Consider the following 12,336-nt stretch of genomic DNA (forward strand, 5'->3'; position numbering starts at 1 on the left):
GGGCGGTCGAGCTGGCCGATCGTCCTGGCGCTCACGCCGGCGCCCCCACCAGGTGCTTGAGGGCGGAGGTGAAGAAGCCGAGCCCGTCCAGGGAGGGGCCGGTGAGCGCCTCGACCGCGTGCTCGGGGTGCGGCATGATGCCGACCACGTTCCCGGCCTGGTTGGTGATCGCGGCGATGTCGCGCTGCGACCCGTTGGGGTTGCCGCCGATGTAGCGGGCGACCACCCGGCCCTCGGCCTCGAGCTGGTCCAGCGTCGCGGCGTCGGCGACGTAGCAGCCCTCGCCGTTCTTGACCGGGATCAGGATCTCCTGGCCGGGCTGGAACGCGTTGGTCCACGCGGTGCCGGCCGTCTCGATGCGCAGGAACTGGTCCCGGTTGCGGAAGTGCAGGTGCTGGTTGCGGGTGAGCGCGCCGGGCAGCAGGTGGGCCTCGCAGAGGATCTGGAAGCCGTTGCAGATGCCGAGCACCGGCAGGCCGCCCCGGGCCGCGTCGACGATCGTCTCCATCACCGGGGCGAACCGGGCGATCGCGCCGCACCGCAGGTAGTCACCGTAGGAGAAGCCGCCGGGCAGGACGACCGCGTCCACGCCGTGCAGGTCCGGGTCACCGTGCCAGAGCCGGACCGGCTCGGCGCCGGCGAGCCGGACGGCCCGGGCCGCGTCCCCGTCGTCGAGCGAGCCGGGGAAGGTGACCACTCCGACCCGCGCGGTCACGGTCGCGCGCCCGCGGTCTCGTCGGCCTCGACCAGGCGGACGGTGAAGTCCTCGATGACCGGGTTGGCGAGCAGCTTGTCGGCGATCTCCCGGGCCCGGTCCAGGTCCGGCTCACCGGTGAACTCGATCTCGATCCGACGACCGATCCGGACCGAGGCGACGTCGCTGACGCCGAGCCGCGGCAGCGCGTTAGCGACAGCCTGGCCCTGCGGATCGAGGATCTCGGGCTTGAGCATGACGTCGACGACGACGCGAGGCACTGGGCACTCCTGACTGTGTACGCAGTTGGGTGCCGACCCACATGGGGCGAGCGCAGCCAGCCTACCTGGCAGATATCGCTCCGGCCGCACCGGCCGGGCTCGGTCGAGGCAGTGATCGACGTAACCACCCGTCGCGCGGGGCCCGTAGCGCCCCGAGAGCCTCGACACCCGCTCCCACCAGGCCATTTAAGGCGTGCGGAGAGGCCGAATCGTTACATTGCCCAATCTCGATCGAATCCTTGAAATCGGCGCCGCCGACCCCTAGCCTACATCGACAGAGTTCGATGATCTGGCGATGGGTGACCCCCACCGCCGGCCACCCCGCCCGGCGACCCCGGGTCCCGCCCACCGTCAAGGAGTCCACCGAGATGCGTATCCGTTCCCTGCTCGTGGCGATCAGCACCGCGCTGGTCGGCGTCGTCGGCGCCGCCTCGGGCGCCACCGCCGCCCCCGAAGGGCCGCAGCCCATCATCGGCGGCGGCACCGTGTCGTCCGCCCCGTGGGCCGCCGCCGTCTTCAGCAACGGCTCGTTCACCTGCTCCGGCAGCGTGATCGCCGCGCAGTGGGTGCTCACCGCCCGCCACTGCGTCAGTGGCTCGATGTCGGTCCGCGTCGGCAGCGTGTACCGCTCCTCGGGCGGCGTCACCCGCACGGTCAGCGCCACGTACACCCGCTACGACCTGGCCCTGATGCGCCTCTCCAGCTCGGTGAGCACCTCGGCGGTCACGCTGGCCACCAGCAACCCGCCGATCGGCTCGACCAACTCGATCTACGGCTGGGGCATGACCTGCTACAGCGGCTGCTCCGCGTCGAGCCAGCTCAAGACCGCCAACGTCCAGGTGACCAGCAACAGCGCCACCGACGCGTACGGCGGGCAGGCGATCCGCAGCACGCGGATCAACGGCAACGCCTGGCGGGGCGACTCGGGCGGCCCGCAGTTCTACAACGGCCGGCAGGTCGGCGTCGCGTCGACCGCCGACGGCGTGAACATCCAGAACTACGGCAGCGTCGCGTACAACCGATCCTGGATCACCTCGGTGGCCGGTGTCTGACGGTTAGCGCCCTGGGCGGCGCGGATGGCCGACGACGTGCCGGCCGTCCGCGCCGCGCGGTTTTTCAGCATCCGATCAGGTGAACAATCTTCACGATCGGGTGTGGCCCGCCCTGACAGCATCGGAACCGTGCTGGTCGTGACGACGGACCAACTGCCCGGGTACGAGATCCGCCAGATCCTCGGTGAGGTGGTGTCATCGATGGCCAGGACGCGTAACCCGTACCGCGAGGGCGTCAAGAACCTGCGCGGCGGGGCGTACGACCCGATGGCCCCCGACAACCTCACCCGGTGGCGCACCGACTCCGTCGCCCGGCTGGGCGAGGAGGCCCGCCGGCTCGGCGCGAACGCCGTGATCGGCATGCGGTTCGACAGTCGCGACTGCGGCGAGATGTGGATGGAGATCTGCGCGTACGGCACGGCGGTGATCGTCGTACCCAAGGTGCCCGACGTCATGCCGCACGACCAGCCCCTGGTCGCCGCGGAGACGGCCCACGAGCCGGAGCTCGCGGAGGCGCCCAGCGGCATCGCCGAACCGGCGAGCGCGCCCAACCTCTCCACCGCCGCCGAAACCCCCACCCGCGAACCCTGACCCCACCACCACCCGGCCAACCTCCCCGGTTGATCATGACGTTTGCGGCACTTCTGGAGATCGACTTCGCCGCAGACCTCATGATCAACGCGGTGAGCGTCGGGGGGCCGCCGTGGGGTTAGAGGATCGGGGGTGGGCTGTAGGTGGCGGCGTCGGGGTGGGATTCGACGATCTTGCTGATGCGGCGGGTCACCGACTGGACCTGGGCGGGGGCCGCGCCGACGAAGGCGGCCCGGTCGGCCACCAGCTCGTCGATCTCGGCCCGGGTGAGGCCCAGCCGGCCGTCCGCGGCGAGCCGGTCGAAGAGGTCGTTCTCGAGCGCGCCCTTCTCCCGCATGCCCAGCGCGACGGCGACCGCGTGCTCCTTGATCACCTCGTGCGCGACCTCCCGGCCCACGCCGCGCCGGACCGCCGCCACCAGGATCTTCGTGGTGGCCAGGAACGGCAGGAAGCGCTCGAGCTCCCGGTTGATCACCGCCGGGTACGCGCCGAACTCGTCGAGCACGGTGAGGAACGTCTGGAACAGCCCGTCGGCGGCGAAGAACGCGTCCGGCAGGGCCACCCGGCGGACCACCGAGCAGGAGACGTCGCCCTCGTTCCACTGGTCGCCGGCCAGCTCGCCGACCATCGACAGGTAGCCCCGGATGATCACGGCGAACCCGTTCACCCGCTCACTGGACCGGGTGTTCATCTTGTGCGGCATCGCGCTGGAGCCCACCTGGCCGGGCTTGAAGCCCTCGGTCACCAGCTCCTGGCCGACCATCAGCCGGATCGTCGTGGCCAGCGAGGACGGCCCGGCGGCCACCTGGGCCAGCGCGGAGACCACGTCGAAGTCGAGTGACCGGGGGTAGACCTGCCCGACGCTGTCGAGCACCCGGGAGAAGCCGAGGTGCCCGGCCACCCGGCGCTCCAGCTCGGCGACCTTCTCCGCGTCGCCGTCGAAGAGGTCGAGCTGGTCGGCGGCGGTGCCGACCGGACCCTTGATCCCCCGCAGCGGGTAGCGGGCGATCAGGTCCTCCAGCCGCTCGTACGCGATGAGCAGCTCCTCGGCCGCCGACGCGAAGCGCTTGCCGAGCGTGGTGGCCTGCGCGGCCACGTTGTGCGAGCGGCCCGCCATCACCACGCCGGAGTACTCGTGCGCGTGCCACGCCAGCCGGGCCAGGGTGGCGACCACCCGGTCCCGGATCAGCTCCAGCGACGCGCGGATCTGGAGCTGCTCGACGTTCTCGGTGAGGTCCCGGGACGTCATCCCCTTGTGCACGTGCTCGTGCCCGGCGAGCGAGCTGAACTCCTCGATCCGGGCCTTCACGTCGTGCCGGGTGACCCGCTCGCGCGCCGCGATCGAGGCCAGGTCGACGTCGTCGACCACCCGCTCGTACGCCTCGACCACCCCGTCCGGCACCGGCACGCCGAGGTCACGCTGGGCGCGGAGCACGGCGAGCCAGAGCCGCCGCTCCATCCGGATCTTCTCCTCCGGGGACCAGAGGGCGACCAGTTCCGGCGAGGCGTACCGGTGGGCGAGCACGTTCGGGATCGTCGTCACGTACCTCAGTCTCCCGCATCCGGTCGGAGCGGCGTCGGTGAGCCCCGTCCCCTGGGGCGGGGCTCACCGACTCAGGATCGAGGCAGCTCGTACACGGTGACCGGACCCGAGACGTGCCGGACCGGCGCCAGCCGGGCCAGCTCCGGCGAGACCGCCCCGGCGCGGGCGTCGGCGAAGAGCCAGCGCACACCGAACTCGCGACGCAGCCGGTCCAGGTCGGCTGCCGTGGGGGCGGTGAAGACCCGCTCGTTCAGCGCGAACAACTCCGCGTCCGGTGGGCCCTGCCGGGGGTAGCCGAGGCCGTCCTTGCCGTGCGCGGCCAGCGCCGCGTCGGTGTACGCCCAGCTCTCCACCACCGCCCGGTGCCCGCCCAGACCGGTCACCCAGTAGGCCCGCGCGTCGCAGTGTGGGGTCGTCCGCACCGGCCGGCAGTGCACATTGGTCGCGACCACGTCGTCGTCGGCGGCGTGCGCGTCCAGCCACAGCGCGCCACGCATCTCGGCGGCGGTCACCACGAACCGCTGGCCCGCCGGGTCGGCCGGAGCGGCCTCCTGGTTGACGGAGCGCACGATCCCCTCGACTCCCGGGACCACGCTGGCACCGAGGAGCGCCGCGGTCACGCCGGCCAACGCCACCGTCGACCACCGCCGGCCGCCGAGCCGCCCCGAGCCCGTCCGCCGCACGCCGGGCCGATGCCCGCCGTCCGGGTCACCGGGGCGGTCCCCACCCTTCTCACCGGACGTCTCCCCCGCGTCGGCGGGCTCGCCCGCCCCGGCCACAAGGGCACCGTCCGGCAGGTCCGGCCGGGGTGCGCCGTCGGGGTGGGCGATCCCGTCCCGGTCGGCGGCGCGGCGGCCGAGCAGGGCGGTGACGCCGACGGCGAGCGCCGCCGCGAGGATCACGAAGGCGGCGAGCCGGGCGGCGCTGCCGGCCAGCACCCCGAGCCAGCCCGCCGGAGTCGGCGCGGGCCGACCGATCGCCGGCGCGACCAGCTGCGCGACCGCGCCGGCCGCCGCGGCGGTCAACGCCGCCGGCCAGGCCGGCCGGATCGCCGCGAAGAACCATCCGGTCAGCACCGCACCGAACGGGATCACCGCCAGCCAGAAGTAGATCTGACTGGCCGACGGGTGGTGGAAGACCCAGGTTGCGCCGGCGCCGGCGGTCACCGCACCGGCGAGCAGCCAGCCGGCCGGGTCGGCCCGGTGTTCGCGGGACGCCGGCAGCAGGAAGCCGACCAGCCGGGGCGCCTGCATCAGCAGCCACCAGGCGAGCAGGGAGAGCACGACCACCCAGCCGGTCACATCGGCGTGGGCGAGGCCGGGGGTGAGCACCCCGCCCGCCTTGACGCCGTCGTCGGAGCCGACGGTCTCGCCGTACGCCAGCCAGAAGCGGAGCAGCCCGAACAGCTGCACCCGGAGGGTGCCCGCGCCACCGCCGGCGAAGAGCCGATACCCGACCCCCATCGCCGCGAGCAGACAGAGCAGTGCCGCCAGCGCCGGCCACGGCACCCGGCGGCGCGTCCACCAGGCGACCAGGCCGGCCAGCACGAGGCCGGCGATCAACGGCGGCAGGGCGCTGGACTTGGCACCGGCGCAGGCCAGCCCGATCGCCGGCACCAGCACCCAACCGGGGCCGAGGCCCCGACCCCGGACCACCTCGACGCAGAGCCCGGCGAGCAGCACCACGAGCGGCAGGACGTACGTCTGCGACGGGCTGGCGTACGACAGCGGGATGGTGCCGTCGGCGACGGTGGAGCCGAGGACCACCGGCAGCCCGACGTAGCCGAGGGCGGCGACGACCGGCCCGGACCACCACACTCCGGCCAGGTCCCGGGCAAGGCCCGCGGTGACCAGCGCCGCGGTGGCGACGACCGGCACCAGCCAGAGGCGCAGCAGCACCGTCGCCGGCGGCAGTCCGGTGATCATGCTGCCGGCGGCGATGTGGGCGTCCGAGAGGTAGTGGTAGCGCAGCGACTCGCCGGCCACGTGCGGCAACTCGAACGGCATGGACCGGGTCAGCTCCTGCACCAGACCCAGGTGATAGAGCAGGTCCTGGTAGTAGCCGTGATTCACCGGCGGCAACGGGACCAGGCGCCACTGGGCGACGCCCCAGATCAGCAGCAGCAGGAGAACCGCGCAGGTCGACCAGTGCCAGGCCACCGGGAGCGGCCGGCGCGGCCCGACCCGCCAGTGCCGGCGCAGCCGAGGCACCGCCACGAACGCTGCCACGACCGGCACCGGCCACCAGCGCAGCAGTTGCTGCCCGCCGGTCGCGGCGGCCAGCGCCCAGGCCGCCAGTTCGAGCAGGAGTCCGGTCGCCGCGCCGTAGCCGAGGTCCTCGGCCAGGTTGCCCCGGCCACCCCGCAGCGCGCGGTGCACCAGGGTCCCGGGCAGCACCAACGCCAGCCCCCAGTAGGCCGCGAATTTGATCACGTCGGCCGCCGGCACGCCCGTCCACCACCAGGCGGCGGGCAGCGCGGCGAGCACGACCAGCCAGGGCAGCGTCGCCAGGACCCGCTGGTCGACGGGCCGCCGAGCGGGGCCGACCGGTGCGGGGGCGCGCTCGGCGAGCAGCGCCTCAGCCACCGGTGACCACGGCGGGCTGGCGTGGCGACGGGGCGTCCGCCGCGTCGGGGTCGGCCGCCACCTCGTCGGCGTCCAGGGAGTCCGCGCCGATGTGGAACGTCGGGCGGCTCTGCACGGTGGCGTAGATCCGCCCGACGTACTCGCCGAGCAGGCCGAGGCAGACCAGCTGCACGCCGCCCAGCAGCAGCACGGCGACGAACGTCGAGGTCCAACCGGGGATGGTCACCCCGCGGAGGTGGGCGACGAGGCCGAACGCGATCAGCACAAGGCAGCCCAGGAAACTGACCGCGCCGAGCCAGGTGGCCAGCCGCAGCGGCGCGGCGGAGAAGTTGGCCACGCTGTCCCAGGCGAGGGCGACCATCTTCGGCAGCGGGTACTTCGTCTCCCCCGCCACCCGGGCGGCCCGGACGTAGCGCACCTCGGCGCTGGGGAACCCGAGCGCCGGCACCAGCAGCCGGTAGACCGGCGTGCGTTCGGGCAGCCGGCGCAGCGTCTCCACCACCTCCCGGCTGATCATCCGGAAGTCGCCGGCCTGGGCGGGTACCTCGGCGCCGACGACCCGCCGCATCAGCCGGTAATAGGCGCGCGCGGTGTGTCGCTTGAAAATCGTGTCGGTGCTGCGGTCGACGCGGACGCCGTACACCACGTGGGCGCCCGCCCGGGCCAGCCGGAGCATCTCGCTGATGGTCTCCGGCGGGTCCTGGAGGTCCGCGTCGAGGCTGACCACCCAGGCGCCCCGGGACCGGTGCAGGCCGGCGGTGAGGGCGGCCTGGTGACCGCTGTTGCGGCGCAGCCGGATCGTCCGCAACTGCGGCCACTCCCGGGACTGCTCGGTCAGCAGGGCGACGGTGCCGTCCCGGCTGCCGTCGTCGACGGCGACCACCTCGTACGGGACATCCAGCCCGTCGAGCACCGGCCGGAGCCGGGCGACGAAGGCGGGGATCACCGCTTCTTCGTTGAACATGGGGACGACCACGGACAGCGTGATCTCCCCAGATGTGTGCGTTCCCATCGCTTGCCGGCCCCGTTCCGGACGCAGAGGAGTCATCTGGTCACGTGCGTGGGCACGTGGCGAGTCACCTTCGCGTGACGAGATGGCGGCGGCCTGGCGCCGGCATGAACGGTTGACGAACGCTGGTCAGCCGCCCGGGAACGGCCGGCACGTCCGGCGACCCGCGACCGGTACGTCCCTTTGGGGGCGGCTCAGCGCTCCAGGATCGCCGTCACACCCTGGCCGCCGGCGGCGCAGATCGAGATCAGGCCACGGCCGGCGCCCTTCTCGGCCAGCAGCTTCGAAAGCGTCGCCGCGATCCGGCCGCCGGTCGCCGCGAACGGGTGTCCCGCGGCCAGCGAGGAGCCGTTGACGTTGAGCTTCTCGCGGTCGATCGCGCCGAGCGGGGCGTCCAGCCCGAGGCGGTCCTTGCAGAACTCCGGCGACTCCCACGCGGCCAGGGTGGCCAGCACCTGCGAGGCGAACGCCTCGTGGATCTCGTAGTAGTCGAAGTCCTGAAGGGTCAGCCCGGCCCGGGCGAGCATCCGCGGGACCGCGTACGTCGGTGCCATCAGCAGCCCCTCGTCGCCGTGCACGAAGTCGACGGCGGCCGTCTCCGACCAGCTGAACCAGGCGAGCACCGGCAGGCTGTGGGCGCGGGCCCACTCCTCGGAGGCGAGCAGGACGGTGGACGCCCCGTCGGTCAGCGGCGAGGAGTTGCCGGCGGTCATCGTCGCGTGCTCGGCGTCCGGCCCCTTGGCGCCGAAGACCGGCTTCAGCGAGCCCAGCTTCTCCAGGCTGGTGTCGGCACGGAGGTTCTGGTCCCGGGTCAGCCCGAGGTAGGGCGTCATCAGGTCGTCGAAGAAGCCCCGGTCGTACGCGGCGGCCAGCCGCTGGTGCGACCGGAGCGCCAGCTCGTCCTGCGACCGCCGGTCGACGTTCCAGCGCAGCGCCGTGCGGGCGGCGTGCTCCCCCATCGACAGTCCGGTACGCGGCTCGGCGTTGCGCGGGATCTCCGGCTTGAACGGCTGGAGCGGGCGGAGTTTCGCGGCCACCTTGAGCCGCTCGCCCAGCGTGCGTGCGCTGTTGAGCTTGAGCAGCGTCCGACGCAGGTCCTCGTTGACGGCGAGCGGCGCGTCCGAGGTGGTGTCCACGCCGCCGGCGATGCCGACGTCGATCTGCCCGAGAGCGATCTTGTTGGCGACCAGGATCGCCGCCTCCAGGCCGGTGCCGCAGGCCTGCTGGATGTCGTACGCCGGGGTGTGCGGGTCGAGCCGGGAGCCGAGCACCACCTCGCGGGTGAGGTTAAAGTCCCGGGAGTGCTTGAGCACCGCCCCGGCGACCACCTCGCCGACCCGCTGCCCGGCCAGCCCGTACCGGGCGATCAGCCCGTCCAGCGCAGCACCGAGCATGTCCGCGTTGGACGCGCTCGCGTAGCGCGAGTTGGAGCGGGCGAAGGGGATGCGGTTGCCGCCGATGACCGCCACCCGCCGGATGCTCTGCACGATCCGCCTCCTCGACAGTGTTGCCCGTACCCTACTCGCCAGTAGGCTACGCCTATGACCGACAGGTACGCGAGCTTCGTCCAATCGGGGGCCGGCCGCGCGCTGGTCAAGCGCCTCGGGCTGCCCGACCCGCCGCGACTGCGCCGGCACCGCCCCGGCGACCCGCTCCTCCCCGGGCCGGCCCTGCTGGGCGCGGCCACCGGCGGCCGGCTCGTCGAGCCGGTCGGCAAGCTGCTGGCCGCCGCCGGGACAGAGGTGCGCGAGCCGGCGGGGGTCGAACCGGAGGCGCGCTTCGGCGCGCTCGTCTACGACGCCACCGGCATCTCCGACTCGACCGGGCTGCGGCAGCTCTACGACTTCTTCCACCCGCCGGCCCGCTCGGTCGCGCCGAGCGGCCGGGTGATCGTGTTGGGCACCCCGCCCGCCGAATGCGCCGACCCCCGGGAGGCCACCGCCCAGCGGGCGCTGGAGGGGCTCACCCGCAGCATCGGCAAGGAGTTCGGCCGTGGCGTCACCGCCCAACTGGTGTACGCGACCCGCGCGGCCGGTGCCGGCGAGAACGGCCCGGACCTCCCGGCCGGCACGCTCACCGGCCTGGAAGCGACCCTCCGTTTCCTGCTCTCCGGCCGCTCGGCGTACGTCTCGGGGCAGGTGATCCGGATCGGCGCGGGTCCGGCGACCACGCCGGCCGACTGGGACCGCCCGCTGGACGGCCAGGTCGTCCTGGTCACCGGGGCTGCCCGCGGCATCGGCGCGGCGCTGGCCCGGGTGCTCGCCCGGGACGGCGCGCAGGTGGTGGCCCTGGACGTCCCGGCCGCCGGGGACGCGCTGGCCGGGGTGGCGAACGAGATCGGGGGCACCGCCGTACAGCTCGACCTGACCGCGCCGGACGCACCGACCCGGCTCGCCGAGCACCTCGCCGCCCGGCACGGCCGGGTCGACGTGGTGGTGCACAACGCCGGCATCACCCGGGACCGGACGCTCGGCCGGATGGACGCCGACCGCTGGGACCAGGTGATCGACGTCAACCTGTCGAGCCAGGAGCGGATCAACGACGTCCTGCTGGACCGTGAGTTGATCCCCACCGGCGGGCGGCTCGTCTCGGTCTCCTCGATCGCCGGGATCGCCGGCAACCGCGGCCAGACGAACTACGCCACCAGCAAGGCCGGCGTGATCGGGCTGGTCGACTCGCTCGCCCCGGCGTTGCGCGAGCGCGGGATCAGCGTCAACGCCGTCGCTCCGGGCTTCATCGAGACCCGGCTGACCGCCCGGATCCCGGTGATGATCCGCGAGGCGGGCCGCCGGATGAACAGCATGTCCCAGGGTGGGCTGCCGGTCGACGTCGCCGAGACGATCGGCTGGCTGTCCTGGCCGGCCAGCGGGGCGGTCAGCGGCAACGTGGTCCGCGTCTGCGGCCAGAGCCTGCTGGGGGCGTGATGAGCGAGCCCTCCACCGACACCACGCCCGAGCCGGCCACCGGCCGGACGACCGTCGAGCTGCCCCGGATGCCCGCGGCCGGGCCGCTCTACCGCCGCGCGCTGGCCGGCGCGCTGCCCGGCGCCGGCCGCCGGCGGGCCGCCGAACCGCCGGCGGTGCGACTGACCGTCAGCGGCGTGCCGGTCGACCGCGGCCACCTGGCCGACTACGACCGGGTCTGCGGGTTCCGGCTGACCGACCGGCTGCCGGCGACCTACCCGCACGTGATGGGCTTCCCGCTGGCGCTGCGGCTGATGACCGCGCCGGAGTTCCCGGTGCCGCTGACCGGCGTGGTGCACGTGGCGAACCGGATCTCCGTACACCGGCCGATCGGCAGCGACGAGAGGCTGGACTTCGCCGCGTACGCGGAGAACCTGCGCCCGCACGACCGGGGGCGGCAGCTCGACGTCGTCCTCGTCGGGTCGGTCGACGGGGAGGAGGTGTGGCGCGGCGTCTCGACGTACCTCGGCCGGGAGCGGCGCGGCGGCGGCGGTGAGCGGCGCGACCGGGGTGAGCGGCCCCCCGCGCCGGCCGCCTCGGCGACCTGGCGGGTCGAGCCCCGGGTGGGCGTCGACTACGCCCGGGTCTCCGGTGACCACAACCCGATCCACACCTCGCGGCTGGGCGCCCGGCTGTTCGGCTTTCCGCGCCCGATCGCGCACGGCATGTGGAGCAAGGCACGCTGCCTCGCCGCGCTGGAGAACCGGCTGCCGGACACGTTCACCGTCGACGTGGCGTTCAAGCTGCCGGTGCCGCTGCCCGGGACGGTCGCGTTCAGCGCCACCCCGGCCGGTGCCGGGTGGGAGTTCGCCCTGCACGACGCCCGCTCCGCCCGCCCGCACCTCGCCGGCTCGGTCCGCTGAGCAGGCGCGGTCGGCGTCGGAGGCCCAATTTGTAGGGGAATAGGCCCTTCACGTCAGCTCGACCAGCAGCATGAGGGCATGGACGCCGTGATCGACCTGCTGCGGGACACGGTCACGTCCCCCTGGATGTACCTGGTGCTGATCGGCGCCACCGCGATCGACGCGTTCTTCCCGGCGATCCCGAGCGAGGCGGCGGTGATCACCGCCGCCGTCCTGTCGTCCGCCGGCGGGCACCCCAACCTGATCGGAGTGATCCTCTCGGCCGCGGTCGGCGCGCTGATCGGCGACCACATCTCGTACGCGATCGGGCGCGGTGGCGGGTCGCGGCGGTTGGCCCGCTTTCCGGAGCAGAGCCGGCGGCGGACCGGATCGGAGTGGGCCCGGCGGGCAGTCGACCGCCGGGGCGGCCTGATCCTGACCACCTCCCGGTACATCCCGGGCGGGCGGACCGCCGTGACCCTCACCATGGGCGCGGTCCGCTACCCGCGCCGGTCCTTCCTGCTCTTCGACGCGATCGCGGCGCTCACCTGGGGGCTCTACTGCGGACTGCTCGGCTACTTCGGCGGGCTGGCGTTCGAGCGCGACCCGATCAAGGGCGTACTGACCGGGCTGGGTCTGGCCGTCGCGGTCACGCTCGGCCTGGAGATCGCCCGCAAGGTGCGCCGCCGCGCCCACCGTCGGACCGCCGACCACCGCTGAACGACACCACCGGCCCGGCCGCCGGCCGCCGCTGAACCACGCCGCCGGCGCGGGGC

The 12,336-nt window shown here is 73.6% G+C and carries 11 protein-coding genes; 5 read left to right on the plus strand and 6 right to left on the minus strand.

What is annotated here, in order from left to right; genetic code table 11:
- Positions 1-31 precede the first annotated feature (31 nt).
- Together purQ and purS are read right to left on the minus strand one after the other, a co-directional pair.
- Complete coding sequence (gene purQ, locus O7603_RS20625; protein ID WP_281571440.1) at positions 32-715, minus strand: phosphoribosylformylglycinamidine synthase subunit PurQ; 684 nt, start codon at positions 713-715, stop codon at positions 32-34.
- On the minus strand, positions 712-975 hold the full coding sequence (purS, locus tag O7603_RS20630; protein WP_091593523.1) for a phosphoribosylformylglycinamidine synthase subunit PurS: 264 nt from the start codon (positions 973-975) through the stop codon (positions 712-714). Before purS ends, purQ begins: the two co-directional genes overlap by 4 nt.
- A 368-nt stretch (positions 976-1,343) precedes the next feature.
- Between purS and O7603_RS20635 the strand changes: the two genes are divergently transcribed.
- Positions 1,344-2,027 (plus strand): DUF1986 domain-containing protein, encoded by a 684-nt coding sequence (locus O7603_RS20635; protein WP_281571441.1) that lies wholly within the window; start codon positions 1,344-1,346, stop codon positions 2,025-2,027.
- 129 nt (positions 2,028-2,156) lie between these two features.
- Positions 2,157-2,618 carry a YbjQ family protein gene (locus O7603_RS20640; protein ID WP_281571442.1) on the plus strand — a complete coding sequence of 154 codons (462 nt, stop codon included), beginning with the start codon at positions 2,157-2,159 and terminating at the stop codon, positions 2,616-2,618.
- 118 nt (positions 2,619-2,736) lie between these two features.
- Here O7603_RS20640 and purB read toward each other — a convergent pair whose 3' ends face one another.
- From purB to O7603_RS20660, 4 genes are all read right to left on the minus strand, one after another.
- A complete protein-coding gene (gene purB / locus O7603_RS20645) occupies positions 2,737-4,161 on the minus strand; it encodes an adenylosuccinate lyase (protein WP_281571443.1) in 1,425 nt (474 codons plus the stop codon).
- A 71-nt stretch (positions 4,162-4,232) separates the two neighbouring features.
- Entirely contained in the window at positions 4,233-6,746 is a 2,514-nt protein-coding gene (locus tag O7603_RS20650; protein WP_281571444.1) for a hypothetical protein, read from the minus strand.
- A complete protein-coding gene (locus O7603_RS20655; protein ID WP_348651027.1) occupies positions 6,739-7,794 on the minus strand; it encodes a glycosyltransferase family 2 protein in 1,056 nt (351 codons plus the stop codon). Before O7603_RS20655 ends, O7603_RS20650 begins: the two co-directional genes overlap by 8 nt.
- Before the next feature lie 155 nt (positions 7,795-7,949).
- Positions 7,950-9,242 (minus strand): acetyl-CoA C-acetyltransferase, encoded by a 1,293-nt coding sequence (locus tag O7603_RS20660; protein ID WP_281571446.1) that lies wholly within the window; start codon positions 9,240-9,242, stop codon positions 7,950-7,952.
- Positions 9,243-9,296: 54 nt separating this feature from the next.
- Here O7603_RS20660 and O7603_RS20665 point away from each other — a divergent pair, with 54 nt between their 5' ends.
- The 3 genes from O7603_RS20665 to O7603_RS20675 all read left to right on the plus strand — a co-directional run bounded on the left by O7603_RS20665 (position 9,297) and on the right by O7603_RS20675 (position 12,280).
- Entirely contained in the window at positions 9,297-10,679 is a 1,383-nt protein-coding gene (locus O7603_RS20665; RefSeq protein WP_281571447.1) for a 3-oxoacyl-ACP reductase, read from the plus strand.
- A complete protein-coding gene (locus tag O7603_RS20670; RefSeq protein ID WP_281571448.1) occupies positions 10,679-11,581 on the plus strand; it encodes a MaoC/PaaZ C-terminal domain-containing protein in 903 nt (300 codons plus the stop codon). Before O7603_RS20665 ends, O7603_RS20670 begins: the two co-directional genes overlap by 1 nt.
- A gap of 78 nt (positions 11,582-11,659) precedes the next feature.
- Entirely contained in the window at positions 11,660-12,280 is a 621-nt protein-coding gene (locus O7603_RS20675; RefSeq protein WP_281571449.1) for a DedA family protein, read from the plus strand.
- Positions 12,281-12,336: the final 56 nt, after the last annotated feature.

Origin of the sequence: Micromonospora sp. WMMD812 (assembly GCF_027497215.1) — a bacterium.
In the GTDB taxonomy this organism is placed as follows: domain Bacteria; phylum Actinomycetota; class Actinomycetes; order Mycobacteriales; family Micromonosporaceae; genus Micromonospora.